Source organism: Chitinophaga agrisoli (assembly GCF_008386695.1).
Taxonomy (GTDB): Bacteria; Bacteroidota; Bacteroidia; order Chitinophagales; family Chitinophagaceae; genus Chitinophaga; species Chitinophaga agrisoli.
On sequence record NZ_VUOC01000004.1, the window covers coordinates 741896 to 768595 of the forward strand.

General features: G+C 50.3%; 22 protein-coding genes. 5 read left to right on the plus strand and 17 right to left on the minus strand.

Features of this window, described 5'->3' with window-relative positions; all coding sequences use genetic code 11:
- Positions 1–67: 67 nt before the first annotated feature.
- Genes F0L74_RS22085 through F0L74_RS22100 form a run of 4 tightly spaced genes read right to left on the minus strand, consistent with a single transcriptional unit; the run spans position 68 to position 4879 of the window.
- Positions 68–520 carry a MauE/DoxX family redox-associated membrane protein gene (locus F0L74_RS22085; protein WP_149840086.1) on the minus strand — a complete coding sequence of 151 codons (453 nt, stop codon included), beginning with the start codon at positions 518–520 and terminating at the stop codon, positions 68–70.
- A 19-nt stretch (positions 521–539) separates the two neighbouring features.
- Complete coding sequence (locus F0L74_RS22090; protein ID WP_149840087.1) at positions 540–2147, minus strand: T9SS type A sorting domain-containing protein; 1608 nt, start codon at positions 2145–2147, stop codon at positions 540–542.
- Positions 2147–3592, minus strand: a complete 1446-nt coding sequence (locus F0L74_RS22095) for an autotransporter outer membrane beta-barrel domain-containing protein (RefSeq protein ID WP_149840088.1) — start codon at positions 3590–3592, stop codon at positions 2147–2149. The genes F0L74_RS22090 and F0L74_RS22095 overlap by 1 nt, the downstream gene beginning before the upstream one ends.
- A 45-nt stretch (positions 3593–3637) precedes the next feature.
- A complete protein-coding gene (locus F0L74_RS22100) occupies positions 3638–4879 on the minus strand; it encodes a phage tail-like protein (protein WP_149840089.1) in 1242 nt (413 codons plus the stop codon).
- 380 nt (positions 4880–5259) lie between these two features.
- On the opposite strand from F0L74_RS22100, the gene F0L74_RS22105 reads away from it, so the two are divergent.
- On the plus strand, positions 5260–5733 hold the full coding sequence (locus F0L74_RS22105) for a hypothetical protein (protein ID WP_149840090.1): 474 nt from the start codon (positions 5260–5262) through the stop codon (positions 5731–5733).
- A gap of 455 nt (positions 5734–6188) precedes the next feature.
- Here the strand turns inward: F0L74_RS22105 and F0L74_RS22110 are convergent, their stop codons facing one another.
- From F0L74_RS22110 to F0L74_RS22120, 3 genes are all read right to left on the minus strand, one after another.
- A complete protein-coding gene (locus tag F0L74_RS22110; protein ID WP_149840091.1) occupies positions 6189–7373 on the minus strand; it encodes a glycosyltransferase family 87 protein in 1185 nt (394 codons plus the stop codon).
- Positions 7374–7414: 41 nt separating this feature from the next.
- Positions 7415–8533 (minus strand): tetratricopeptide repeat protein, encoded by a 1119-nt coding sequence (locus F0L74_RS22115; protein WP_149840092.1) that lies wholly within the window; start codon positions 8531–8533, stop codon positions 7415–7417.
- Positions 8534–8617: 84 nt separating this feature from the next.
- Positions 8618–9223 carry a hypothetical protein gene (locus F0L74_RS22120; RefSeq protein WP_149840093.1) on the minus strand — a complete coding sequence of 202 codons (606 nt, stop codon included), beginning with the start codon at positions 9221–9223 and terminating at the stop codon, positions 8618–8620.
- A 153-nt stretch (positions 9224–9376) separates the two neighbouring features.
- Between F0L74_RS22120 and F0L74_RS22125 the strand changes: the two genes are divergently transcribed.
- The 4 genes from F0L74_RS22125 (at position 9377) to F0L74_RS22140 (ending at position 12736) form a co-directional block, all read left to right on the plus strand.
- Positions 9377–9892 (plus strand): DinB family protein, encoded by a 516-nt coding sequence (locus tag F0L74_RS22125; protein WP_149840094.1) that lies wholly within the window; start codon positions 9377–9379, stop codon positions 9890–9892.
- Between the two features lie 213 nt (positions 9893–10105).
- Positions 10106–10897 (plus strand): MlaE family ABC transporter permease, encoded by a 792-nt coding sequence (locus F0L74_RS22130; RefSeq protein WP_149840095.1) that lies wholly within the window; start codon positions 10106–10108, stop codon positions 10895–10897.
- Between the two features lie 12 nt (positions 10898–10909).
- Positions 10910–11686: an ABC transporter ATP-binding protein gene (locus F0L74_RS22135; RefSeq protein WP_149840096.1), complete on the plus strand. Its 777-nt coding sequence runs from the start codon at positions 10910–10912 to the stop codon at positions 11684–11686.
- A gap of 3 nt (positions 11687–11689) precedes the next feature.
- The gene (locus tag F0L74_RS22140) at positions 11690–12736 is read left to right on the plus strand and encodes an MlaD family protein (protein WP_149840097.1); all 1047 of its coding nucleotides are present in this window, start codon (positions 11690–11692) and stop codon (positions 12734–12736) included.
- Here the strand turns inward: F0L74_RS22140 and F0L74_RS22145 are convergent, their stop codons facing one another.
- From F0L74_RS22145 to F0L74_RS22190, 10 genes are all read right to left on the minus strand, one after another.
- On the minus strand, positions 12737–13402 hold the full coding sequence (locus F0L74_RS22145; RefSeq protein ID WP_149840098.1) for a flavin reductase family protein: 666 nt from the start codon (positions 13400–13402) through the stop codon (positions 12737–12739).
- A 71-nt stretch (positions 13403–13473) separates the two neighbouring features.
- Entirely contained in the window at positions 13474–14550 is a 1077-nt protein-coding gene (locus tag F0L74_RS22150) for a DUF2652 domain-containing protein (protein ID WP_149840099.1), read from the minus strand.
- Between the two features lie 105 nt (positions 14551–14655).
- Entirely contained in the window at positions 14656–15069 is a 414-nt protein-coding gene (locus tag F0L74_RS22155) for a VOC family protein (RefSeq protein WP_149840100.1), read from the minus strand.
- 100 nt (positions 15070–15169) lie between these two features.
- Complete coding sequence (locus F0L74_RS22160) at positions 15170–15970, minus strand: alpha-1,2-fucosyltransferase (protein WP_149840101.1); 801 nt, start codon at positions 15968–15970, stop codon at positions 15170–15172.
- A gap of 105 nt (positions 15971–16075) precedes the next feature.
- A complete protein-coding gene (locus F0L74_RS22165) occupies positions 16076–16720 on the minus strand; it encodes an START domain-containing protein (RefSeq protein WP_149840102.1) in 645 nt (214 codons plus the stop codon).
- A 211-nt stretch (positions 16721–16931) separates the two neighbouring features.
- Positions 16932–18296 carry a GDSL-type esterase/lipase family protein gene (locus tag F0L74_RS22170; protein ID WP_438502957.1) on the minus strand — a complete coding sequence of 455 codons (1365 nt, stop codon included), beginning with the start codon at positions 18294–18296 and terminating at the stop codon, positions 16932–16934.
- 94 nt (positions 18297–18390) lie between these two features.
- A complete protein-coding gene (locus tag F0L74_RS22175) occupies positions 18391–20862 on the minus strand; it encodes a glycoside hydrolase family 95 protein (RefSeq protein WP_149840104.1) in 2472 nt (823 codons plus the stop codon).
- Positions 20863–20871: 9 nt separating this feature from the next.
- Entirely contained in the window at positions 20872–22179 is a 1308-nt protein-coding gene (locus F0L74_RS22180) for a glycoside hydrolase family 99 protein (protein WP_149840105.1), read from the minus strand.
- Positions 22180–22250: 71 nt separating this feature from the next.
- On the minus strand, positions 22251–24443 hold the full coding sequence (locus F0L74_RS22185) for a GH92 family glycosyl hydrolase (RefSeq protein WP_149840106.1): 2193 nt from the start codon (positions 24441–24443) through the stop codon (positions 22251–22253).
- 4 nt (positions 24444–24447) lie between these two features.
- Positions 24448–26694 carry a DUF7133 domain-containing protein gene (locus tag F0L74_RS22190; RefSeq protein WP_149840107.1) on the minus strand — a complete coding sequence of 749 codons (2247 nt, stop codon included), beginning with the start codon at positions 26692–26694 and terminating at the stop codon, positions 24448–24450.
- Between the last annotated feature and the right edge of the window lie 6 nt (positions 26695–26700).

Below are 26700 nucleotides of genomic sequence, written 5' to 3' on the forward strand. Positions count from 1 at the left end.
ATTATTACAAAGGCGCCTACTCTATTCTACAGGTTTTCGGCTACGCCCTGCTTGTTGCAACAAGATCTCAGATGCGTTCCTGTGCGGGCGTGAACCGCATCACCTTTGCTTCTTCGCGAACCAGCAATTGCAACAAGAAACCCGCCAGTGCGACGAGGGTAAAGATCATATTGAACTTCAGCTGGGCAGGCCAGGATGTAAAGCCGAGCAATCCCTGGCAGGCGCAAGGCACATCGTAATGGCTGTTCAGCAGAAAAATAATGTAACTGGATAAACCGGTCATGAGGATCAGGGAAAGGGTAAAACCTGCAAAATAAGTGCGCGCCCGTATGAGCAGCACAGCGGTTATAAGCTCTACCGCGGGTAATGCCCAGGCAATAAAACCGGCAAAAGGTGATAACAGGGGGTATTCCATCAGCTGGTGGCGGAACGTGGAATAGTCCAGCAGTTTGATCAGGGCTGCATGTGTGAACAGTACGATCAGCAGCAGCGCAATAATATTGATTGTTGTCTTTCTCATAGGTAAAGAGATTTAAATGTTAGTTACTTAGTATTTCAATCTTGATGGTATTCACCATCGCATTATTGTTTTCCTTATCATAGAAAGTGAGCAGGTACATGCCTGCGGGCAGACCGGAGGTGGCGATATTGGTATCGCCGGTAATTGTCCAGGTACCGTGTATCCTGCCGGCTATATCACGCATCACCATCCTGAGCTGATGTTTGATGCCGTAGGTGCTAACCCTGAAGTTGCCGTTATTGGGGTTAGGCCCTACTGTTATCTCTATGTTCCATGGCACTGGTTTTACCGGGGAATAGAAGATCTTTCCGTCTTTTCCAAAGATCTTTAACCGGTAATAGGTCCAGTTGTCGTACAGGTTATCATCATTATAGGCGTATTTGTTACCCTGACCGCTGCCATTAAATGCACGGGGGGCAATACGCGCCACTGTATAGAAGCTGTCTTCGTTTTCCCGGCGGCGTTGCAGCTCGTACCGCAACAGATACCTTTCTTTATAGGCAGTCCAGCGGGTGGTGACCCATCTTCGCGACTGCCGGAAAGCTTCAAAGAACAGGTCTACTTCTGATGATATACCATGTTTATTCTGCACGGTTACGGAGAGGTAATTATTTACCTCCAATCCACCTGAGAATAGACGTTTATTCATGTAGGCATTTGGAAGCGGGGCGCCGCTGGTCAATCTGCCTGCGCTGATACCTTCCTGCGCGGGCAAAGTATCCCAGCCGGTAGCTGCCATGTAGCGGGCAACAAAGCTGCTGTCGCGGCCCGGCGAGAAGGCGCTTCCCTCCTGCTGACGGTCGTACTGCAGCCACACGGTCATGTCGTGCCCGATAGCCGCGTCGCCCCCGATATTCCAGGTTTTCAACACATAATCTTCAGTATAAGCTGCGCCGGTGACGGCCTGCTGGTATACGCTATCGAATACCCTTGCATGCATCTCATGCGGAGCGCCGCCGTTGTTTGTTAAAGCCATTGGCGAGTAGCTGTCTGTACTGGCGCCCAGGGGGAATACCACCATACTATCCGATGTTCCGATCTGCTCCCGGTACAGGAAGCCACCACCTGGCTCCGTACCTGTTACCACAAAGCTCTTTTCGGAATAGCCGGTGATATTGCCCGGGTACCTTTCTCCTACCACTAAGTTCCAACCATTCAACAGCACGTGTCCTTCTTCAAAATGTAGTGTATGCCTTACTTTCAGATCGGTGAGATCATCCAGCAGCAGGCCGTTTTTATTTGCGATGGCCAGGTTAGGGAAGCTGGCGCCGGCCTTAGCACCGGCGCTGTAGCCTCCGTATATATACTGTGCCCCCATGTTCGTTGTTTTTGGCTGCAGGAAGCGGAAGATGCCGCCTGTGCCCCGCAGCGTGCTATTGTTATAGTCATTTTCATCCGGCAGGAGCGCATCGTTGCTGTTCTCCCATTTAGCGCCGTAAAAATTGATCACTGTCCCTTTTACTGAGCCAAAGCGGCCGTCGTTCTTCACGTTGCAAAAGATGCCTACGGTATCCTTTCCCAATACTGCTATATCTGCCTGCGGCGGGATATAGAGCCCATTCTGCGCATGCCCTGCTTTAGCGGCTACTATCAGCAACATGATCATATGAAGGATAATTTTTTTCATCAGAGATTAATAACCGTTACATCAAATGTCACAGTGCCTAGTTTCTGATTACCCAGGGTACCGGCTCCTGAGTTGATAAAATTGATAGTAACGGTGTTTACCGCACTGACATAAGCATAGCTGATGGCCAGTCCAGTGTTTAACGCAGCCCTGGGATTTACGATCACAGAAGCGTTCAGATTGGCGCCGGTTATTGTTACTGTTTTGGTCAAGGGAAACAGGTAGGTTATATTGGTAGTATTGTCCGATAAGGTAGCGTTACCTTTGATAATATTGGTCAATACCGTACCTGCCGCGCCTAGTTTAAAATTACCGCCTACATCCAGCTTAGCCTGCGGGCTTGTTGTTGCGATGCCTACTTCGCCGTTCGGCTCTATGCGCATCGCCTCATTAGTAGTGGCTGTGCCGCCGCTGAATAAGATCAGGTTCTTGCTGCTACTACCATTACCTATCACCATATCATTGCCTGTACCGTAGAGATAAGTGGTATTGTTGCCCTGCAGTATATCTGAGCCACCAAAACCGGCGGAGTTAATACCCATGTTGATATAGTTCTGCGTTTCATTACCATTGTTGGCCGTGGCCACAATATCTGAGCTGGAGTTAGGCCCGCCCTGCGTGTTCTGGATATTGAACTGCAGGTAGTTGTTAATACTGCCCTTTGCCGTGATGAGGTTATAAGATGTGGTAGTACCCGCATCTATCAATAACCGCTCCGGGTAGGTGTTTGTGAATGAGCTGCTGCCTATACCCACATTACCTGCGGTATTGATCCGCATGCGCTCTGTATTGTTCGTAATAAAAGGCAGGTCGTAGTTGCTGGTGGTACCCAGGTTCTGGATGGCGCTTACACTATTACCACCCTGCAACCACGCTGCGCCTGCTCCTGAAGCCAGCGATATCACGCCTGTTGCATTGTTGTAGGCAATACCGCTTCCCGCACTCAATTCAGACCGCACCTTCAGGTGAAAGTTTGCAATGTTCCCTGTGTCTACTGTTGATAATTTATTGTTGAATGAGGTCCAGTCTGTACTGCTTAAATACCCGTTTGTTGTACCAGAAGCCTGGCTGATGCCGATCGTTCCGTTGTTGAAGGTAATGGGAGCTGTTCCGGAGAACAGTCCCCTTACCTTTTGACTAAAGCTGGCAATATTGTTTGTATCTATGGCGCTGAGCTGTTTTTTCCATTGGCCCTGGCTGCGTACCCTCAGGGTATTATCACCCTTAAAGTAGAGGATGGTGCCATCCGGGGCAGTGGTGAGCGGCGCCACGGTAGTATCTGCGATCCTTGTTAATAATAGCCCCTGGTTACTGCTTTCTAACTCCAGCACCGCTGACTTGTTCATGCCGGCCGGATTACCCAGTTTCAGCTGTTGAGCTATGGACAGTAAGGGCAGGCAAAGCAATCCCATTACCGGCAGCAGGTGGTAAAATTTGAATTTCATAGCAACCGATTAAGTGGTGGTGGAGAGAATTTTATTATGCGGTTACTATTTCTTTATCACAAACCAGTTGGTACCGTCCGTTTGCAGTGTTACGAATGTCCAGTCGTTATAGATGATATAATTATTGCCTCCATCTATGGTGCCGCCGGTGGTAGCGATGGTCACTTCCTTATCTATACCGCCGGTACCTATTTTCTTGATGGTATACATACGGCCTGCAATGTTGGTTGGACTAGGCAACGTAACGGTGAGCGCGGCGGTGGTAGCGTCTGCCAGGATGGTATTGTCTGACTCGGAGGCTGCATAGTTGCTGGTAGCCTTGGTTAGGTTAGTAGACATAGACCCTGTAACCTGGAAGGTAGAATTGGCTTTATTGCCTGTGGTAATACCTACGGCCAGGGAGTCCTTGAAGATCTTATCACCACCAAAGGTCTGGTCTGTGGTGTTGACAGCGCCAGGATGAGTAGCATCTGCAGCATGCAGGGTAAGCGTACCGTTGCTGATGCTGATACCGTTGTTATCTGCCGTATTGCTGAATAAGGTGTGCAGGATCTGGAAGCGGGCGGACGAGTCGAAGCGTGCCCAATCCGCATATGAGAGCAAACCGCGGGATGTAGTACCGTTGCCATTCTGCGTAGGCAGGTTGAACGTATGTACGCCGGCAGCGGAAGTAATGGTCAGATCTTTTGTAACGGCGCTGTCTATGGCAAAGGTTTGTGCCGTATCCCGCAGGCCATTCAGCGAAGCGATGGCATTATTGAAGGCAGATGCTGCGATAGTACGCTGTAACAGTTGACCGCTAGTAGGGTCTATCACTATTACCTGTACCTGGTCTGTGCCGGTGGGAATGGTCCCGGAGGCCACTTTAATGTTACCATTGGCCATAAAGCGCAGGCGTTCCGCGTTCTGGGTCTTAAAGATCAGGGCCTGCTGATCAGTGGTACCGAGGAAGTTCTTTGTAGAGTCGAGACCTGCATTACCAGTGGTGTTCCAGTTACCGGCATTGGCTACACTATCTACGGACATGCGCTGCCATAAATTATTCTTGCGGATAAAGAGGCTGGCGGAATCCGTAACGTAGATGATCATACCATCCGGCGCTGCGTTCAGGGGAGCGGAAGTCAAGTTGGTACCCGGAATACGCGGTAGCAGTAAACCCTGACGGCTGCTCTCCAGTTCGAGGATGGAGGCTTTATTGATCTGGCTTGGATTGGAGCCAACTTTTAACTGGCTGAATGCTGTGCCGGAGATCAGCAATAAGAGGGCGGCGAGTATACGTGCTTTCATGGTAGCTATTTGTAGGTGTTTGGTTTATTATCTGATTCGTGTGTCGGTTATTCTGTGCTTTGGAGGCAATGAGCCCGCCGTATTACTACAGCGGCTCATTGATCCAAACGTGTTAATGAAAATCAACCTCAGCAAGCAAACTATTTCATAAGGGTAAATCGGGTGTATTAGCAGGACAGCCCTTGTATTTGTGTTCCATATCCGGTCATCTCGTGTGCTGTATGATGATGTAAAAGTACGTGGGGGGAAGGGGGTGGAAAATGATGGAGGTTAGTGGTGGGGTGATTGTGGTCAGGGGGTGACGGCTCAAGTCAAATATAATGTTGTTTTAATGCATATAACGATTAGTATGTTGGATTTTTTGTAAAAATTATATTCTTTTGTACAGTAATCTATATCTAAAAGAAGCAACATTTTTAGCTATGAAAATATTCCGGCAGTCTATATTTCTTTGTCTATTGTTTTTATTAGGTAACCGGAGCATTCTTCGTTCACAAACTAAGAAGATAAGATTCACCAAGGCGGCAATTGAGTACGAAAGTTTTTTAACATCAACATTTGAGGCTGTAAAATGTCAATACTTTGAATCTACATTTAAGGAAACCATAACAACAATAGCTATCGAAGAGCAAAAGAAAGTTGATAGTTTAACTATTATGGCGATGAAGATGCAGCCAATTGCGCCCACAAAATCCATAGATGTGAGATTGAAATTTATATTATTGGGAGATGGTCATAAAGCATCCTACTGTATGGACAGGTTTGGAGTATTTGTGGATGGCGATGGAAAATTCTTTGAGAATAAGTTACTGTATCGTTTTATTATTAGTAAGATGCTACCCGGGATATGGTGAGAAAAGGCGATCTTCATCTGTATTAATTATTGAAAGCTATTGATATAATCACAGCAAATGAATAAAAATCCCTTCGCATTTAAGAATCTTTTTATTATATACACATTCGGAGGTCTGCCCTTCATGTTGCTATTAGGTTTTTTATCGCTTTTCAAGATGGCGCCTATGTACCTGAACGATGAACCACGTTACGGGCTATTGGGGCTGGCTCTTTCGATCTTATATGTACCATTTTTTGGATTGGTGATGGCTTTTGTAAACTGGATATATTTAAACATAGGGCGGTATTTTTATAATAAATGGTTAAGCATATTGAAAAAGAATAAATAATTTAACTTAACTAAAGCCACTTCGAACTGACTTTAAGCCGCAAATACAATGTCTACTTATGTTCAAAAATAAAATCCGCAGCATTCACTGCGGATTTTATTTTTTCTATTATTTATATACGCTTTCTATACCACTACCCTCTCCTCCAGCCTTAAAAACTGCTTACTCAAAATCTGCCACACAATCACCAGCCACATCACCACACTGGGCAACGCCTTCAGTGCATAAGGCACTACAAAATGATGCTTTACCCAAGGCGTTACCAGGTCTGAATGGGAAAAGCTAGTCCCTATCAATGCAAAAATAAAAAACGCATTCACCCATTTGGTGGGCTTTTGCAGTACGTACCAAATACAGGTGCCGAGGAAGGCAATGATATACGTAGGCGATTCTGAGCTGGTGCTAAAGATAACGGTAAACAGCAGCACAGATGCCAGCAGGTACAGGCAGTAATTGACATTCTCTTTCCAGCGCAGGCGCAGGTAATGGGAAGCAAATAACAACAGGGCCGGTACCAGTACCCATAGGTTACTGAAGTATTTGAGGCGGAATACCCGCTGGATAATTCCCTGCGCGGAGATGTTCTGCAGCAGGATACCTTCGTCCAGCTTAAAGTTCTTCTGGTTCTTTACCACCAGGGCTGTCCACCAGTCCTTATAGGTGTTGATGATATACTGCGCGGAAGAGAGGGCCATCGGCAATACAAACAATACCACTCCCCACAGCAGCATGCTGCCGATAAGGCGCCAGCGGTGTTTGCTGAAGAAGAAAAAGGCCAGGCCTACGATACCGTATAATTTGGTAAGGGTACCTATGACTATAAAAAAAGCGGCCCAGAAATCCTTACCCCTGAGGATGAGCGCAAAGCTAAGGATGATACAGGCGGCTATGGACACATTAAACTGGAAGTAGCTGCTGGCGGCCATCAGCTCATGGCTGGCGAAAATAAGCACCAGGTTTTGCTGAAAACGTGTAATGGGTAGCTGGCGGATGGCGTAGTACAGGAACAATGCATTGGCGGCCACCCATAACATGGCGCCTATGGAAAAGGGCAGCAGGGCAAAGGGCGCAATGATAACACTGAATACCGGCCCGTAATTATTTACGTCAAAATACTCCGGGTAGGCCATGTACAGGTTTTGCTGCGCCCGCACGTGCAGGAATACATGCCGGAAGATGATGAAATTGTTTGTTTCACCGGCAATCAGCTCTCTGGCGGCAATGACAATGGACATTCCGAACCATAGGGAAAGGGCGAGCCAATCCTGCTGCCCTAACCAGTTAAGTGTGAGCCGTTTCTTTGACGGCATCGTATTATTTTTTTCCATAATTGTTCGCAAAAATAGCTTTATTACCGGGGCCTGGTAAACTTATTTTCGTTTGTTACCTGCAGGCCGTGTTCCCGGAACCAGGCTATAAATTTATCCCATTTGTCCTGGTTGGCGATGCGCCAGTCTTCGAACTCCTGCTGGCTACCCAGGCCCAGGGCCCAGTAGTTGTAGGCGTCCAGGTAGCCCAGGCTGCGCAGCTGCCGCTGGTAGTCGAAGATGGGCACGGGAACGGTGAGCTCTTTGCCTTGTTGTGCGTATATGTCCAGGAAGCGGGTGCGGATGCTGTCGAGGGTTTGGAGGTTGATGATCTTCTCCCCTACTACGGACAGCATCAGTGATTGTTCGTATACGCCGGGAAAGGAGCGGTTAAGGGCGCTCATGAGCTGTTTGGCCAGGTCTTCCGGGCCGCTTTTGGGGTCCCATCCTATATTGATCGTGTTATCTTTATGGAAACTAACGGATACGCTGGTATCGTTAGGGAATTGGATCTCTGATTTATAGGTATAGTACAGCAGTTTGCTGATCTCTTCCGTACGTTTGGAGCCCCGCTCCAGGTTGATGAAGATCTCGCCATAGATCATACCCCATACCTCTTCTTCGGACTGGCTGCAGAATATTTTGGCGGCCCAGTAGTAGTTGGAGGTAAAAGTGGGCTCGCCGTTTATACCCGCTTCAAAATAGGCCAGCGCCCTGCCGTATTGTTTGGCCTTCATTTCCATAATGCCTCTTTCCAGGTGCAGGGGACCGGAGCCGGGAAAACGTTCCAGCCCATCGTCATAGCTGTCTATGGCTTTTTTAGGCTTACCCAGGTAATCATAGCAATTGCCCAGGAGCTGGTAAACGCGGTCAGAGACATCCTTATGTTTCTGCAACTTTTTCAGGAGGTCCGCTGCGGCATTATAATCCTTGGTGAGGTATTTGGCGTAGGCCATTTCGTAGGGGAAGTCGATATTGTCCGGGAATAGTTTCCGGCCTTCTTCCAGCAGTATCAGGGAACTGTCTACCTGGCCATTATCCATAAGCGTTACGGCGGCCTGTAACCGGTTGTTGGCTGATTGCTGGTCAGTATCCGACTGGGCGGCGGTGTTTTGGACGCATAAAGCCCCGGCGATAGATAATAAAGAAAAGAGTTTTCGCATACGGTATAGGAATTTAAATTGTCACCCCTTTTGTGGGTGTTTTGCTGTTATGATGCCAGAAGGCCTTAAATTCCATAATGAGGTTTATGGTTTTACCACAGCAATGATCTGTTGCAAGGCTTCCTTATTATCCTTGTGGGCCGTTATTAAGCCAATATTGGCGGTAGCAAAATTAACCAGCTGCTCAGTGGCCAGCTCCGAATGATTATGTTTTTTGTGGCGGATATACAGTATGATCGCCTCTATAGTGCGGATAATGCCGAAGGGGAATCCCCACCAACCCAAAACGAGGGATTGGAGCAAGGCCCCGTTGTTGGCTTTGTCCAGACAAGTGGGACAGCCCACCTTCACCTGCTTTTTGTAACTTGTAAACAGGATAAAGCTCATTACCTCGGCCGTAAGAGTAGCATTCAACGGCGTTGCATTGCTATTACATCCCGGACAGTTCAGGTTCCGGACAAGCATGCAATATTGGTCTACCTCCGATACTGTATACGCTTTATTCTGCGCTTCCAGCGCTTCAGATAAGCGGGGATGAGGCAGCCGCCTTTTCTCCAATTCCGCTTTGGCGGCTTCCAGCGCCTGGGGCGTAAGGCCACTGGCGTCCTGGGTCACGAAATTTATCAACTCATTGTCCGACATTTGCGCATACTGCGCTTTTACTAGTTGGATATCAATTCCTGTACTCATGTGGATAGGGATTATCTTCCAAATGTATATATTTATATTTATAATACATAAAATCCTTTCAATGTCAGAATCCCCCCTTTAGATTGTCGGATTTATACCCCTTCCGCTTATTTGAAGCATAGTAAGTTTACAGTGCAATAAATCACGTATAAAATGCAAACGAAACAAGCCACGCTCCGCTCATTTGAGACCACCTTCACCTCTTTACTCCAGATCCTTTCTGCTTTTAACCAGGAACAGCTGAATACCGTTCCTTTTGAGGGCAGCTGGACAGCAGGCCAGCTAGGCCGGCACCTGCAGAAAGGGGCGATAACAGATACGCTCACCGGCCCATCCAAACCCACTATGCGGCAGCCGGATGAAAAAATGCCCATCATCGAAAGCATTTTCCTGGATTTCAATACCAAAATGCAATCGCCGGATTTTGTGCGGCCGGAGGATATGGTATACGACCGGGACCGGCTGATCCATGAACTGTCGCAGATAGTGGCGCGTACAGAAGCTGCCATCCAGGTACAGGACCTTACCCTCACTTATACGGAATTTGACATACCCGGGATTGGCGAAATGACCCGGATGGAATGGATACATTTTGGCGTTTGTCATGCGCAGCGGCATATCCGTCAGCTTAAGAACATTTATGAGCATGTAGTGGGCGGGAGGGCTTAAAATCCACACTTTGTCCCCTGTGCCCAGTTAACCCGTAATGCCTGAAACAGCCTGCTCAGTGCGGTTTTGCTCCATTCCCGGAAATGGAATGCCGTTTGATCAATAATTCCCTTTTTAACAAAGCAGCGTATCAATTTGTAATAGTAACGGCAGTGTACGCCAGCAACATATTATAAAAAGGAGCAATTATTTCTTATCGCAAAAAAACCGCTAATGGAGTCAATTGAACCATCAGAGAAACCAGTCATTACGAAAGGCATTGATCATTTTTTCTTTAATTTTTACAATATCCTGAAATTCATAGGCCGGTTCTTTGTGGAGGCATTCCGGCCTCCGTATGAGATACGGGAGTTTATCCGGCAGTGTTATTATATTGGTAATAAGTCGCTCCTGCTGATCACCCTTACGGGTTTTATCACCGGCCTTGTATTCACGAAACAGTCACGTCCTTCGCTGGCGGAGTTTGGGGCTACCTCCTGGCTGCCCTCCCTGATCTCCATTGCAGTGCTGCGCGCCCTGGCGCCGCTGGTAACAGCCCTTATCTGCGCGGGCAAGGTAGGCTCCAGCATTGGGGCGGAGCTGGCCTCTATGAAAGTAACGGAACAGATAGACGCCATGGAGGTATCCGCCATCAATCCTTTCAAATACCTGGTAGTGACCCGTATTATGGCCACCACGGTATGCCTGCCCATCTTAATGTTCTATAACGGCATTGTAGCCATGTTTGGATCTTTTGTGGACATACACCTGAATGAGCAGACCAGCCTCACCACTTTTTTCCAGAACGGTTTCCAGAATATCTCTTTCCTGGATTTCACCTCCTCGCTGATCAAGGCCACGGTATATGGCTTTACAGTGGGCATTGTGAGCTGCTACCAGGGCTACCACGCCACACAGGGCACGCAGGGCGTAGGCAAGGCCGCCAACGTATCTGTGGTGATCTCCATGTTCCTGATCTTTATTGAGGAGGTGATTATTGTACAGGTGATCAATGCTTTACGGTAAAACGACGATCGTATGAAGGATTTTACGCCAGAAATAGATTGGAATGATAAAGTGATCTCTATCCGGGGATTGTATAAATCCTTTGGCCCCAATCATGTACTGCAGGGTATAGACCTGGACCTGTACAAAGGGGAGAATATTGTGGTGCTGGGCCGTTCCGGTACCGGTAAATCTGTGCTGATCAAGATCATTTCCCGGCTGTTGTACCCGGATGCCGGCACGGTAAATGTATTGGGACAGGAAGTGCCCAACCTGGACGTGGTGACCCTGCGGGAACTGCGGTTAAAGGTGGGCTTCTGTTTTCAGAACGGGGCTTTGTACGACAGTATGACCGTGGGCGAAAACCTGGCCTTCCCCCTGCGGCGGAATATGCCAGGCATGAGCAAGGCAGAGCGGGACAAACGGGTAGCATTGGTACTGGAGGCCGTAGGGCTTTCACAGACCGTTGACCAGATGCCGTCTGAGCTGTCCGGCGGACAGCGTAAGCGCATTGGCATTGGCCGCACGCTGATCCTGCGGCCGGAGATCATGCTGTACGATGAGCCTACGGCCGGCCTGGACCCTATCACCTGCACAGAGATCAATAACCTGATCAACGAGGTGCAGCGCCGGTTTAAGACCAGCTCGATCATTATTACCCATGATCTTACCTGCGCCAAGGCCACCGGGGACAAGATAGCGGTAATGAAAGGAGGAAAGTTCATCCGCCAGGGCAGTTTTGACGAAGTATTTGGCAGCAACGACGATGAGCTGATCCAGGAATTCTATGACTATAACTTTATACAATAAGCTATGAAAGAAACAAGCAGAAGCAGAGCCGTTAAAGTAGGCATATTCACGTTCCTGGGGTTGGTGATCTTTGCCGCCGGCATACTGGTACTGGGCGGACAACGGAAATCATTTATCACATCGGTACAGGTAAAGACCGTCTTCAGCGATGTGGGTGGCCTGGCCAAGGGGAATAATGTATGGTATTCCGGCGTAAAAGTGGGTCTTATCAAACGGATCACTTTTATTGATCATAACCATATAGAAGTAGTGCTGAATATTGACAAGAACTCCCGCCCTTTTATACATAAGGATGTAAAAGCCCGCGTAAGCTCAGACGGGCTGGTGGGCAATAAGATCATTGCCCTCAGCGGCGGCACCGAAGCGGCGCCTGTGATAGAAGACGGTGATGTAATTGGCGTTGCCAGCAGCATCAGTACGGACGAGATACTGGATACCCTGCAGGTGAACAATAAGAACCTGGTAGAGATCACCGGTAACCTGGCGCGTATTTCCCGGCAGCTGATCGCCGGACAGGGCAGCCTGGGGCGTTTACTAACGGATACGGGCGTATATATGAACCTGAACAACTCATTGGCTACGCTTAACCATGCCGCCGTGAATGCGCAACGCCTTACCAATAACCTGGCCAGCTATAGCGCGCGCCTGCAAACCAAAGGCGTGCTGGCTAATGACCTGGTAACAGATACGGTGGTGTTTGGCCGGCTGCGGAATACGGCTAATAATATGGATTCCGTTACCGCGCGGGCCAATGATGTAGTGGCAGACCTGAAGGCGGCCAGCAGTAGTATCAGTACAAAATTGAACAGCAGCGAATCACCGGCAGGGGTGTTATTAAATGATGACAGCGCGGCGCATGACCTGCTGCTTACTCTCCGCAACCTGGCCAGCAGTACGGGAAAGCTGGATACGAATATGGAGGCGGTACGGCATAATTTCCTGTTCCGCGGGTATTTCAGGCGGTTAGAAAAGAAGCAGCGCAAAGAGCAGGAAGCAAAGGAGAAAGCGGAGCGGGAAGCGGCGGAAGCGGCACAACGCAGCGCGCAATAATTACACAGTCCTGGCCCGTTCCACATCTTTACTATAATATAATTCTTCTGGTATCTGCGCCAATGCAGAGGCGTGTACCTGTTCCCCTAATCCATAGAATTGCTGAAAACTCATGATCAGCGGCCGCCATTTATCCGGGTCTACCTGGTTGGGATGACCGTCCATGATGATATCTGTATGCAGGTGTACGCGTTGTATGCGTAACTCAATATTTACGATACGGCCGCGCTGCGCCGGCTCCTCTTCTGCTACACCATGTATGGCGGCTACGCGGGCTTCCAGGTGTACGGGGCATTCCTGTACGCGGGGCGGTGTTACGGTTACTGAAGGAATGGGCGTAAGGCCCGCTACGCGGAATTTCTCCTGTTCATAATGATATCCTTTTTTTTGTTTGGCCTCCGGTACGGGATTGCTGCCGGTAGTACGGGCCAGGCGATTGACGGCGGCCACCTGGTGTACGGAAGGAAGGTTGAGCACACATTCGCCGGTGCGTATAATGTTCTGTGTAGTTTTGGAAGAGGCGGCCAGGCCCAGGATACAGCGCCAGCCCAGCCAGAAGGCGGATGACATAGGCGCCAGGTTACATGATAAGTCCTCGTTAACGGTGCTGATAAGCACCACCGGCGTACCAAAATAGAGTATGGCCGGTTCACTGCTGATAAACATAACAGGTGACGGTTTTATTTACCCGTCAAAGCTAGCGATAGCCATATGGCAGCACAACCCGTTATTTGCGGTTAAAATTCCGGCACTTCAATTTCCGGCAGCAGCACTTCCAGTTTTTGTAAGGAGTGATAAAAGGCGGCTTCCATCTTTGCCTGTTTGGTGAGCTTAAACAGGAACTGGCGAACGGGGTCCCGGGCTATATAATGTTCCAGCGTGAGACGGGTGGTTTGCTCGTCTATTTTATCCAGTATATAATGGGTGACCTGTCGTTTCTTTTCATCTGTTTCGCCAAAGACGATACGTGTGGCGGGGTCATAAAAGAAGCTGCTGGTGTATACGAACTCCTGGCCATGTTCCGTTACCACGCGGTGGCGGGTGCCTACGCCGGGCAGGAAATGGTTCACTTCATCTACCAGCTTCACCCCTTCCTGCCAGCGGTGACGGAATTCGAAATGTACGGTGGTATAGTAAAGGGATTTGATGTCTACATTGTATTCGCGGGATACGCTTACCATTTTTATCTTATCAGCCGGCTCCAGCTCCGGGGAGGCGTCTTCCCGGATATCATCCTTTAGCGCGCTGAGTTGGGTATAGTGGAAAGGAATGTTGCCGGTCTCTGTTTGTTTGGCGCTGGTATTCCAGCGCATCCATTGGGTAAGGCCGGCCGGCTGCTCGTCCTGCAACAGGCTTTCCGTTACCAGCCAGTATTCATGCTGATCAATATCGTTTTTGAGCAGCTGGTGCGCCACGATAATGTCTTTACCAATCAGCTTGCTGAAGTTCTTTACATTGTAGCTGGTAAACTCCCCGTAATGCGAGATGACCTTGAGGCTGAGATCAATGGCGGATACGCAGGCGGAACACTGGCACAGACGGCGGTGCTCATAGGCATACAGGTGGCGGTGGAATGCGGTGAACATCTTCTCTACCTGGCCGTACAGCTTTTGCAGTTCCAGCGGTGATCCAAACTTGTAAAAAAGGATGGCATCCCCTTCGATCTCGGAGATCTCCAGGCCTGTTTCGTTGGCATTGATCAGGATCTCCAGCAGTTCCTGGATAATAAAACGGCTATGCTCAATCTCTGTTTCGTTAACAAACCGGGTAAAGCCACTTATATCCGGAATAAATAGCAGCCCTTTGTTTTCCATTTTTTATTTTAAAGTTACTATAATTCCAAGGGATGGGAAACAAAAAAGCCACTGTTGCCAGTGGCTTAATGATTTGCTTACCCTACCGTTTAAAAGGTCTTGTTATTAACCTTCGTGGGGCGGTGCGGCGTTGGGGTCCATGAACACATATTCCCACAGGTGGCCATCGAGGTCTTCAAAACCATGGCTGTACATAAAGCCATAATCCTTTGCCTCCGGATAAGGAGTAGCGCCGCCGGCTGTGGCCTTGCCGATGATATCGTCTACTTCCTGACGGCTGTCTGTGCTGAGACAGTTGATCACTTCTGTGGTTTTGGTGGCATCCGCAATCTCTTTTTTGATGAAGCCTTTAAAAAACGGCTCCGTAAGCAGCATGTAATAGATATCCTCGCTGACAATCATACAGGCTGCCTGTTCGTTGGTATACTGGGGATTAAAGGTGTAGCCTAGTTTGCCGAAGAAATCCATTGATTTGTTCAGGTCTTTTACGGGTAAATTAACAAAGATTTTTGTTGCCATGATTTTGCGCGTTTAAGTTTATGATGCAAACATACAGCGATTGCGGAAAACGGATCGCGTGTGAACCCGACATTTTGAGGGGCTGTTCACGACATGCCGTTTAATAGCTGCCATCGCTGATACGAAACCTATCCAGTCTTACCTCATCCTTCTTATCAAGTAAGTGCATAAAGGGCTTCTCCCCTATGTAGCTGGCCCAGTACGTGAAGCTGCTGGCGGGCCCCAGGATATAGTCACACTGCGACATCAGGTAATGATCTGCCACCACGGGGTTGTCAGAGATGGTTACGTTGCCAAATGTACGGATATACAGTTCCTTATCCAGCGCATCGTCATTGGTGAAGATGATCACTTTACAGGGTTTGCCGATACTGGCTTTGAACTGGCTGATCTTTTCCAGGTAGGTATCGTCCTCAAAATAGAATACGCCGTTATAGAACTCTTTATAATCGCCGCGCCGGATGTGCAGGGCCAGGATCACCTCATCCGGCGAGGTCCGTTGCAGGTATTTATCGCGCAGGGCCTGTTTGTCGATGGCGGGATCAAAGAGGTGCTGGTACAGCTGGCGGTATTTTGGCACTGTTTCTATGCTGCGGAAGAACCAGCCTTCGCAGAACAGTTTGCGGCCGCGCAGCAGCTGTAGTTTTTCGCGGTAAGCGGGGCGCTGCTCCTGGTCGTCGAAGTTAAGGACGTTCATCATCCGCAGCCATTTGAGCGGCCGGAACAGCTGCCATCCTGTGTAATCCAGCTTAGCTTTGCGCAGGTTGGGATAATCGTTGTAATACTTCTTCAGCCGGGGATTACGGAACGGGATATTATGTTCCCTGCAAAAGGAGTCCAGGTGGATAAACTGGATAAAATTGTTGCTTGTCTGACCATACAGACTGGTAAGCACGACCATGGGTCTTCTTATTTCAAGGTATAGTAATAGGGTTTCCTGCCGTACAGTTACTTCAGGTCAGGGCAAATATAATGCGGCGGTTTTTAACGTGCAAGGGATTGCCGGCTAGTCTACTATGAAAGGCAGATGAACATCCTGGTAAGCAGGTTTCTGCAACTGCAGTTTCAGTTTTTTGAATGTCTCTGACGGGCCTTTGGTGGCAAACAGGTTTACGAGCCAGGCGGGCAGGCTGCCGCCGGGATCTGTTTCCAGCGTGTAGTCTATAGTCACCGTTTTTTTGCCAACGGGTGTGATGACCCAATGGCCATAAGAGCGCTGCACGCGTACAATATTCTTTTTCTCCGGCACATAGTCCGCCACGGTGGGCCCGTTGATGGTGACCACCTTTGTCTGCGGGTCCTGGGAAGTAATGAGATGGGCCACAAAATCGCGGTTGCTGAGGGGCCACGGCAGGCTTACTTCTGAATAGTAGAAAAGCTCCGAAGGGCTGACCTGTTTTAACAACGTGCTGGATTTGGTACTGTAGACCCATTCGGCCCCGGTGTTAACGTCTAAAATAACGGCTACCAGCTGGGATAAAGTGGCTGGTACGGTACAGCGTACCCGGATGGCTTTAAAGGGGGAGCTCTCTACGTTCTTTGTGTAAATCTCGACATCTCCTTCATGGGCCTTTAAGGTCCATTTGGACTGTCCGTTGGCGTATAGGCAGACTATTAATGCCACACAGGTTAAGATCATTCGCTTGTTCATATGCAATAAGGCCAGGTTGATAGCGTCTAATTCCTTTCTGAGCAACAAAATTACGGAGGAATGGGGATTTATCGCCTTAAAATAAATGGGATACTAAGCGATTAGTTTACAGGCATTTAGCTTTTGCTTTGGTGGGATGGTTACCTTTAGAAAGTGCGTTATCAAGATAAAAACAATGGGCCGGCTTGAATAAGCCAGCCCTTTCTTCACGCTATTGAACAATGAAAAGCGCATGGGTCTTTGCGCTCAGAATAAACGTTACGATAGGCGCCGGATTAGGCAGGCTATGCGGATGATGTTTAAACCCGGGTTTGTGCATCACCGTTATTTCCCCGCCGGCTTCCTTGAAACGCCGCTCAAATAATAAGGTATTTTCTTCCGGCGGCACCGCTTCATCTGCATCTGCACACAGGATGAGGACCGGGTATTTGCCGGCCACAATTTCTTTGATCTTATCTACCGGGCTGCCTTTAAACTGGCGCAACTGCTCATCGGTAGTAATGTTATAATCCTCTTTAAATTGGGCCAGCACAGGAGGATCTGCCGGACGGCCGCCCAGCAGCCCCATGGGCCAGCTTTTAAGGTCCAGCACGGGATTATCTATATACACGCAGGCTACCTTATCCGGGTTCGCCGCCGCCCAGTTGAGCACATAGATACCGCCGCGGCTCATACCTTCCATGGCGGCCTTTTTCCCCAGCCCGGCTTTTTGCAGCAGGGCGTAGAACTGGTTCCAGGTATTGATAGCTACGGAGTTGCCCAGCAGCTCCGCCACATCGCAGTATACTACGTGAAAGCCTCTTTCCAGCAGGGCAATATCTGTTTGCGGCTCATGGCCCCAGAAACGCGCCCGCCAGATCCAGGGATGGCCTTTGGCAGCGATGGTGGGTTTTACCACTTTACAGGCATGGCCATTGAGGGTAAAGTCCGCGCAGGCATAGCCGTAAAAGGAGCTGGTGGTACTGGTTTGTGTGATATGCGGAAAGATATCGAACTGCCGGTCCTGTGGCACTATTAGCTGGGCATACAGGCGTTTGGCCATGATACCGGAGCCTTCCGCGTTAGGGTGGATCTTATCCGGGAACAGGGCCGGTTTATCTACCAGCAAGGAATGCATATCCAGTATTTCCAGGTGTTGTTCATAAGCCACCTCCTGTAAACGGGGGATCACATCGCGCATGATCACCCGGTCCCAGATGCCGGTAGTATCTGTTACAAAGGACACTACGGGCAAGAGCAGGATGATACGCGGATGCGAGGGCAGTTGCGCAAAGGCCTGCACCATATCTCTGCAATCCTGCTGGTACCCGCTGAGGTGCACGCGGTTTATTAGCTTGGCATCGTTGCCGCCCAGGTCTATGAAAACGATATCCGGGTTGCTTTGCAGTGCCTGCTGATATTCTTTAGTGGCCCAATAGGGATGGTCTCCCTTACGCAGCATGGTGGTACCGCTTACGCCGTAATTGCTGACTGCATAACCGTTGCCTAACATGGTTTGCAGCTGGGCGGGAAAAGCGTTGTGCTCCCGGTCATTTACGGTGGCGCCATAGGTGATGCTGGCGCCTATACAGGCCACTTTCTTAATGGCCCGTACAGGAAACGCAGCGGATATTATAATAATAAACAGGACAGTCTGCTTCATGATCATTTGCATAGCTGTTTTAAGATGCTTACCCACGGGTAAACGTATACGTTTTGCCGGGCTGGGTAGCCACATCATATAACACCGTTTCCTTTAGCCCCGGCGCGGGCAGTTTAACCTTATCAGATACAATGGTTGGCGCGGTAGCATCTGTACGGAAAAACGGGTTCGGGTTATTAGACGACAAAACCTGTGATAAACCTTTGCCCGTTAATACATTTGGCACCCGCAGGCGCAAATTGCCGCCCAGGGTGGAGCGGATACTGAGTTTTACCAGCTGTCCTTTTTCCCAAACCATCTCCTGGATCTCAAAGCCACCGCGGGCCCGCAGGCCGCTTACATGGCCCTGCTGCCAATCGTCCGGCAGGGCGGGTAATAGGTTCACCGTGCCATCGTGACTTTGCAGCAGCATTTCTGTAATGCCCGCTGTGCAGCCAAAATTGCCATCTATCTGGAAAGGCGGGTGCGCATCAAACAGGTTATCGTAGGTACCGCCGCCGCTGTTCTCTCCCTTGTTAAGGCCGGCAGGCGTAAGCTGGTTCTTTATCAGCTGCCAGGCATGGTTACCATCCAGCAGGCGGGCCCAGAGGTTTACTTTCCAGCCCATAGACCAGCCGGTGGAGATATCGCCGCGTTGTACCAGGGTGGTGCGGGCGGCGTCAAACAGTTCCGGGGTGCGGTAGGGCGATACCTGGCTGGCCGGGTACAGGCCAAACAGGTGGGAAACGTGGCGGTGTTTATCCTGCGGGTTATCCAGGTCCTGCAGCCACTCCTGCAACTGGCCATACTGGCCAACCTGCATAGGCGGCAGGCGTTTGCGCGCGGCCGTTACCTTAGCGATGAAGTCCTTATCCATATTCAGGGCTTCCGCCGCATGGATGGTGTTGGTGAAGAGATCAAAGACCAGCTGGTTATCCATCGTGGCACCTGCCGTGATAGAAACCCCGGGATGCGCCTTAGGGCTGTTTTCCGGCGAGATGGACGGCACTACCACCAGCCATTGGTGGGTTGGCTCTGGTACCATATAATCCAGGTAGAACTGCGCGGCTCCTTTTAAAGCCGGGTATACGGTCTGCAGGTATTGTTTATCTCCGTTGTACAGGTATTTCTCCCAGAGGTGCCGGCTTAGCCAGGCGCCACCCATGGGCCAGATAGCATAAAAGATAGGGTCCACGGGGCCGGTTATACGCCAGAGGTCTGTATTGTGGTGGGTTACCCATCCGCCGGCCCCATACATGACGCGGGCGGTTTCCTGCCCGGTAACGGAGAGGTCCTTTACCATCTGTACCAGTGGCTGGGCCATTTCCGGGAGATTAGTTTCCTCAGCCGGCCAATAATTCATTTCTGTATTAATGTTGATGGTATACTTGCTGCCCCAGGGCGGATCCATTTTGTTGTTCCAGAGGCCCTGTAAGGTAGCAGGCTGGCCTCCCGGCTGTGAAGCTGCGATCAACAAATAACGGCCAAACTGGAAGTATAAGGTAACGAGCTGCGGATCGTTGGCGTGGGCAAAATCATGCAGGCGGACGTCTGTGGGATTCTTTATGGAATCTGTAGTACCGAGGTCCAGCTGCACGCGGTTAAAGTAGCGTTGATAAGCGCTAATATGTTCTTTAAGCAGCTGTGGATAATCCTTTCCCATGGCCTGTTGCAGGTAAGCGGCCGCACGTTTGGTCTCGTCTGCACTGATATCCGCATAGTTCACGAAGTTGGTAGCGATGGAGATATACAGCGTTACGGCATTGGCATTGTTTACGCTGATGGTTTCGCCGGTGGGTGTTATCTTCCCTCCTGTTGCTTTTATCTTTACTAATGACTGGAACTTTACTTTGCCGGGCACGCCTTCTTTATCACTGCTGATGCCGGAGAGCTGTAATTCATCATTACCTTTTGCGGTGATGGTTGACTTATGTTCGCTGTGCAGGGAGGCGGTAAAACTGATGCTGCCGGGTTTACTGGCGGTCAGGCGTACTACGATGGCCTGCGCGGGTACGGAGGCCAGCACCTCGCGGGTAAAGCTGATACCATTTACCGCGTAGGTGGTTTTGGTGACAGCCGTCTGCAGGTTGAGCTCGCGGTAATAACCGCTTACGTTCTCATGACCGGGAAAATCCAGGTACAGCTCCCCTACCGTCTGGTATTTCATGCCGTTGGCTTTTTTGGTCTGGACCGTTTGTCCGGCCAGCTGGCTGGCTTCTTTGAACTTATTATCAAAGATCAGGCGGCGGATCTCCGGCAGGGCTGCCCTGGCGTCTGGATTGTCGTTGCGGTTAGGGCTGCCGCTCCATACGGTAGATTCATTCAGCTGGATGATCTCGCGTTCCGTATTGCCGTATACCATTGCGCCCAGGCGGCCGTTGCCCACGGGCAGCGCTGCTTCCCATACCTTGCCGGCGGGTTTGTTATACCACAGCTTCAGGTTGTTTTGCTGCGCGGCTACCGGGATGGCCCCAAGCGCCAGTAACAGGCATACGGCGATACTGTTTTTCAAACTCATCATAGCGTGTGTTTAATGCTTATTGATCGTAGAGAAGTCTTCTTTATTGGGCGCCTCTCCCCTAACCACCTGGCTGGTAATGCCAGCCAGTGTGAGGTACCAGTCAGACGGGAGGTTCTTTCCATCCTGGTCCAGTGATACAAAGCTGGCGTTTGCCGGTTTGCTGGCAGTGGTGGGCGCTACTTTAAACATGGCGGTACCTTCATCCACTTCGTCATACATGGCAATGTAGACCATGTTCACACCGGCTTTCACTACGTTGTAGGATTGCCGCCAGAAGAATTGTCCGCCGTTGCGCGGGATCTGGTTAAAAGGCGTTCTGCCATGGCGGAGATTATACCAGGAGAAACCCGGCCATATCACCGGCATGTAATCTATTTTTTGCTGATCACAGTAAGCTTTATCCGGCACTACGGAAGTGCTGGCAAATTTATCTGCGCCTTCCTGATCCTTGTACCGTCCTACGGACCAGGGGCTGATGACATCCAGTTTGTTATAGATGGTTTTCCACGGGTCTGTATGCCCCAGCCAGGTATTGTTCAAACCGCCCATGATGGTAGCGCGGTATTTTGTTTCCGCGCTGTTGTGGAACCAATCCAGCAGGGAATCTGTACCGGCAGCAGTAGCAAAGGTAGTATGGTCAAAGCCCAGGCCCCAGATGGCCACCAGGGGTTTGCCTTTATGATGGAGATAAGACTTGCCTTTTGTTACGTTCAATGAGTCTACCAGGTATTTCCAATCTGCGGTTATCAGCTCGCGCCAGCGGGGACCCGCGCCGGAAATATCGTACATGATACAGTATACGCGGTCATATTTTTCGCTGGCCCGCTGTACGTTACGCACTACCTGGTTAAAGTGTTTGCGGCCATTAGCGCCTTTTATTTCTGTCACGAAACGTTGTTCAAATACACCGTCCAATGCATGCTCCTGCATCCATTTAAAATGGAGGTCTACGGTAGCGTATTTATAGGCGGAGAACAGCTTGGCTTTTTTACCATCGGCATAAGACATGTTAGTAGCTTCCAGGGCCTGGACCGGGTACTCGCTCATATCCGGCCAGTAGTCGAAGGTGGCGTGGGCGGAGTCTGGTTCGTTGTTGCGGAACCAGTGTTTCCAGGCGCCGTTGCCGGAACCGTCGTTGGGGGTGCCAAACCATCCCTGGTAGCCGAACATCACTTTTTTATCGAGGGTAGCCGGATCGGGTTTGTAGGATGTATTGTTTATGTGTGTGGCATTTGAAGGCGGCAGGGGCTGCTGCCTGCTGCTAAGCGCAAATAACAAGATAGCGGCCATAAACAGGCCGGGAATGTACCGTTCCATGCGTGAAATTTATTTGATGCGGAGGCTGAGATCAGTAAAGACATTCCATGCCCTTACTGATCTCTGTCCCCTTACAGTTTATAATTGGGTTGTTTGCTCATCCACAATTTCAGCGTGCCGCCGGCAACAAGGTCCTTGTGCTGGAGCAGCCTGTTCGTATAGGGCTTTCCGTTCAGCTCCATACGTTGTATATAGATATTTTCCGGGCTGTTGTTGATAGCTTCTACGGTGAAGGCTTTCCCGGAAGGGGTTTGGATCACCGCTTTATCCACTGCCGGGCTGCCTATTACATAAGCGCCGGAGGCAGGGAATACCGGGTAAAAGCCCATGGAAGAGAATACATTCCAGGCAGACATTTGCCCGCAGTCTTCGTTGCCGATGATACCATCCGGCTGATCACGGTACATCTCTTTCATGATATAACGCACTTTCTCTTCCGTTTTCCAGGGCTGGCCAGCCAGGGCATATAAGTAAGCAATATGATGGCCCGGCTCGTTGCCGTGTGCATACTGGCCTATGAGGCCGGTGAGATCTGCCAGGGTATGGCCTTCTGCTTTTAGCTGTAAAGTAAAGAAGCTATCCAGCCGGGCAGTGAAGGCATCCCTGCCACCCAACAGCTCAATAAGGCCCGGTACATCACCAGGCACCAGCCAGAGGTACTGCCAGGCATTCCCTTCCGTATAATCCGGGAAGGGGGCCTTCATGGGATCGAAATTGGTCCGTTTGCTGCCATCTGCAAAAATGCCGCGGAAGAATTTTGTTTCCGGGTCATAATACAGCTTGTAGTTCTTTGCGCGTTTCTGGAAGTAGGCGTAGTCCTCTTCATGGTGCAGCGCTTTGGCCATAAGGGCGGTGCTGGCGTCACTTACGCCATATTCCAGGGCGCGGGCTACGGAGCCGCGGAACTTATCTGCCGGAATGGTCTTAAAAGCCTTTACATACATGAGGCCCAGGCTATCGCCCATGGCGGTGCCTTTTACAGCCTCGTAGGCTTTATTTATATCAAAACCTTTGATGCCTTTAAGGTATGCTTCCGCTACGATCTGCATGCTGCTAATGCCCACCATGGTGCCGGTTTCATTGGCATTGAGGTGCCAGATGGGCAGTTTGCCCTGCTGTTGGTAAATAGCCAGCATACTGTTGATCATATCCGCCGTGCGCTCCGGCTCTATGATGGTATACAGCGGATGCGCGGCGCGGTAAGTATCCCACATGGAGAGGATGCTGTAGTTGGCAAAAGGCGCTTTTTCATGCACCTGTTTATCTGCGCCGCGATAATCGCCATTCACATCATTGAAGAGGGCGGGGTCTATCATGGTATGATAGAGGGAGGTGTAGAAGATACGTTTCTCCCGTTCGTCCTTTGTTTCTACTTTGATCTTTGAGAGCTCTTTATTCCATTTAGCGTCTGCCGCGGCGATGATCTGGTGGAAGTTCCAGCCGGGCACTTCCGCCTGCATGTTGGCGAGGGCATTGTCTGCGCTTACGGGCGAGATGCTTACTTTCATCTGCAGGGTAAAAGGCGCATCATCAAAGCTCATAAGACCTTTGATGGCTTTGCCCTGGCCCTTTTGACCAGTCTGTAAAGTATCTTCATTATATACGCTGAACTGTTTTACCGGGATGGAGGTGCGGATAGCGAAATACACGCGCTGATCCTTTGCCCAACCGGATGAATAACGGTAGCCTTTAAACGTAGTAGCATCTACCTGTTCAATGTAGGTGTTGGTGGCACGGTCTGAGGTACCTTCTTTCAGATCAACGATCACCCTTGCGATAGCGCCGCCGGGAAAATGGTATTGATGGCAGGCCGTACGTTCTGTGGCGGTCAGCTCTGCCTTGATGTGATAATCATCCAGCAGTACGGAATAATAACCGGGTCTGGCCTGCTCCTGCCGGTGGCTGTATAAAGAGGAGTAACCTGTTCTGTGATTGGCCTCTGTGCCTTTATCTGTTTTTATATCACCGGTGTAGGGCATGATCACCAGATCGCCCAGATCGCCAATACCGGTACCGTTGAGGTGCAGGTGGGAGAAACCGATCATGATACTATCGCCGTAATTATAACCGGAGTCCCAGTCCCAACCTTTGAAGATATTGGCAGGGCCAGCCTGTACTGCGCCAAAAGGCACGCTGGCGCCTACGAATACGTGTCCATGCCCACCAGAACCAATGTAGGGATCTACATAACGGGTGAGGGATTGTGCGCCAGCGTTTGTAAGGCCGGCGCACATGAAGCCTGCTAATAGATATTTTCCGATCATACTGTTATTTTTCCAATTCTTCTAGTGTCCAGAAACCCTGCCTGTTTGCATTCTGTGCACGTACTTTCTTTACGTCCGCTACGGATACCACCGGCGAGAACTCGCGTTTGCGGGGGCCAAAGGAATAGCGTACATAACTGAGCACGGCGGCGATCCATTCATCATTGTTACCAGCGCCAAAAGGCGCCATTATATCTGTATAGTTTTTGCCGTCAATAGGGCCGGTGAGGCCATTGAGCAGGATCTTCATCAGCTTTACATCATCACCCCCTACCCTTTTAGAGTCTACGAAAGGCGGCGCTGCCGGCGTACCGGTACCTACTACAATGCCTTTACCATCCGGTCCATGACAGGTGGAGCATAATTGTTTGTAGATGTTAGCGCCCTGCAGGATCAGGTTACGATGCGTTGCGGGCATGCCACCCAGGCGGCGGCCAAATAATTTGGTATTGGTATTGATCTCCATGCTATTGGCTACGCTCTGCATAAACTCCTTGTCAGTTGCCTGCTGTAACAGTTCACCGCTAAGGGTTTTGGCGGAAGCATCCTTGCTGTTATAGAGGGATAAGGCCAGCTGCACCTGTACATCGCCGGAAGCATCGTTCTTTAATGCCGCCAGTTGTGCCAGCACGGTCTCATCGTTTTGTTGTAGGTACTGTTCGCTGATCCATACGGCGGTTCTGCGTACCTGGGCATCGTTGTCCTTAAATGCCTGGAATAAGGTTGGCTTGTCGATGGCGTTGAGGCCTTCCAGTGTCCACAGGGCGTGGATACGGGCCAGGGCGCCACCGCGTTTGCCGATGGTAGGATGCGTGCCCAGGGCTACCTGCTGCAGCGCGGGGATCAGGGAGCGGTCGTTACGGGCGATGATCTCTTTCTGTGCGTTCTCTCTCCACCAGCCGTTTGGATGATCGAGGTAAGAGAGCAGCTGTTCACCGCTATCCTCTAACAGATGCGGTTTGGGACCGGGTTTAAAACAATCGTGCACTACGCGGTAAATGCGGCCGCGGCCTATGTTCTTATCCAGGCCTTTGCTGATGATACGCGGGCGCAGGAAGCTGCCTTCCCTGGTCCAGTTGCTTTCCTGGATAATGCCATGGTACATATCCACGATATACAGGCAGCCATCCGGACCGGTGGCGGTATTTACGGGGCGGAAATTCATATCCGTAGAGGCGATGAATTCCTGCTCGTTATAAGCGTTCTTCAGAAATACTTTACCGTTTACGTCTGATACCTTGGCCCGGCGGATGAGGCGGCCTACCGGCTCACAGATGAGCAGGTCGCCTTTCATATCCGGCGGCAGCGCATCACCACGGAATACGGACTGGCCGCAGCTGGCCGTAAAGTGGTTAAGCGTAGTATCCGGGCGAAGGCGGTGCATACCGCCCTGTACATCCGGCGTGGCGATGATGGGCCATACGGCGTTAAATTCATCATTGAACTGATCGCGGGGATTCAGTATTCCATAAGCAGGATTGATCTGGAAGCCCACGGCGGGGATCTCTGCGCCCGCGCTGGAGAAAAACAGGCGGCCGTAATCATCATTACCAACGCCCCATTGCCCGCCGGGAGAGTTAGCCAGGGAATCTGCCACCAGCTGTCCGCCGCGGTATTTGTAACGTACGGGATCGCAGCTTACATAGATCCAGTTATCCAGGTTCCATACCAGGCCGCTTTTCTGGTGTTCCAGGTTGCGGGTATCCGGCGCGTCATTCTTATAGACCTGGATCTTTTCATCTGCTTTGCCATCGCCGTTTTTGTCCTCGTAGCTGAAGATGTTATAGGTATACGTTTCGTTGACCAGCAGCTTGTGCCCTACGCACAGGAGCATACGGGGCAGCACCAGGCTGTCTATAAAGGTGGAACGTTTGTCCATACGGCCATCGCCGTTGGTATCTTCCAGCAGGGATACCTGGCAAATGGGCTGATTTTCATCTGTGCCATCGATGTCCTTCATGTACGTGCGCATTTCCGCCACGTACATTTTAGCGTTGCCATCCCATACAATCGCTACCGGTTCCTGGATCATTGGCTCGCTGGCAACCAGCTCTATATGATAACCGGGTTGGGTATAAATGGTTTGCATGGCGGCCTTTACATCCTTATAGGCCGGGTCCGGGCGCGGGTTTACGATCACCTTGCCAGTAGCATCACGTTTAAGGGCGGGTTGTGTGGTCTTGCACTGGTATACGGCAAAGCTTACTATCAGCAATACGGCTATCATCCATAGTTTGTTACGTTTGCTCATGGGTAC

Excerpts from the sequence above, each read along its gene's own strand:
- F0L74_RS22145 (WP_149840098.1), bottom strand. The coding sequence starts at position 13,402 with ATGTTTATCAGCAGTGAACCGGCCATACTCTATTTTGGTACGCCGGTG.
- F0L74_RS22185 (WP_149840106.1), bottom strand. The coding sequence starts at position 24,443 with ATGATCGGAAAATATCTATTAGCAGGCTTCATGTGCGCCGGCCTTACA.
- F0L74_RS22190 (WP_149840107.1), bottom strand. The coding sequence starts at position 26,694 with ATGAGCAAACGTAACAAACTATGGATGATAGCCGTATTGCTGATAGTA.
- F0L74_RS22180 (WP_149840105.1), bottom strand. The coding sequence starts at position 22,179 with ATGGAACGGTACATTCCCGGCCTGTTTATGGCCGCTATCTTGTTATTT.
- F0L74_RS22175 (WP_149840104.1), bottom strand. The coding sequence starts at position 20,862 with ATGATGAGTTTGAAAAACAGTATCGCCGTATGCCTGTTACTGGCGCTT.
- F0L74_RS22150 (WP_149840099.1), bottom strand. The coding sequence starts at position 14,550 with ATGGAAAACAAAGGGCTGCTATTTATTCCGGATATAAGTGGCTTTACC.
- F0L74_RS22110 (WP_149840091.1), bottom strand. The coding sequence starts at position 7,373 with ATGCCGTCAAAGAAACGGCTCACACTTAACTGGTTAGGGCAGCAGGAT.
- F0L74_RS22165 (WP_149840102.1), bottom strand. The coding sequence starts at position 16,720 with ATGAACAAGCGAATGATCTTAACCTGTGTGGCATTAATAGTCTGCCTA.
- F0L74_RS22155 (WP_149840100.1), bottom strand. The coding sequence starts at position 15,069 with ATGGCAACAAAAATCTTTGTTAATTTACCCGTAAAAGACCTGAACAAA.
- F0L74_RS22160 (WP_149840101.1), bottom strand. The coding sequence starts at position 15,970 with ATGGTCGTGCTTACCAGTCTGTATGGTCAGACAAGCAACAATTTTATC.
- F0L74_RS22115 (WP_149840092.1), bottom strand. The coding sequence starts at position 8,533 with ATGCGAAAACTCTTTTCTTTATTATCTATCGCCGGGGCTTTATGCGTC.
- F0L74_RS22125 (WP_149840094.1), top strand. The coding sequence starts at position 9,377 with ATGCAAACGAAACAAGCCACGCTCCGCTCATTTGAGACCACCTTCACC.
- F0L74_RS22120 (WP_149840093.1), bottom strand. The coding sequence starts at position 9,223 with ATGAGTACAGGAATTGATATCCAACTAGTAAAAGCGCAGTATGCGCAA.
- F0L74_RS22095 (WP_149840088.1), bottom strand. The coding sequence starts at position 3,592 with ATGAAATTCAAATTTTACCACCTGCTGCCGGTAATGGGATTGCTTTGC.
- F0L74_RS22100 (WP_149840089.1), bottom strand. The coding sequence starts at position 4,879 with ATGAAAGCACGTATACTCGCCGCCCTCTTATTGCTGATCTCCGGCACA.
- F0L74_RS22130 (WP_149840095.1), top strand. The coding sequence starts at position 10,106 with ATGGAGTCAATTGAACCATCAGAGAAACCAGTCATTACGAAAGGCATT.
- F0L74_RS22085 (WP_149840086.1), bottom strand. The coding sequence starts at position 520 with ATGAGAAAGACAACAATCAATATTATTGCGCTGCTGCTGATCGTACTG.
- F0L74_RS22140 (WP_149840097.1), top strand. The coding sequence starts at position 11,690 with ATGAAAGAAACAAGCAGAAGCAGAGCCGTTAAAGTAGGCATATTCACG.
- F0L74_RS22090 (WP_149840087.1), bottom strand. The coding sequence starts at position 2,147 with ATGAAAAAAATTATCCTTCATATGATCATGTTGCTGATAGTAGCCGCT.
- F0L74_RS22135 (WP_149840096.1), top strand. The coding sequence starts at position 10,910 with ATGAAGGATTTTACGCCAGAAATAGATTGGAATGATAAAGTGATCTCT.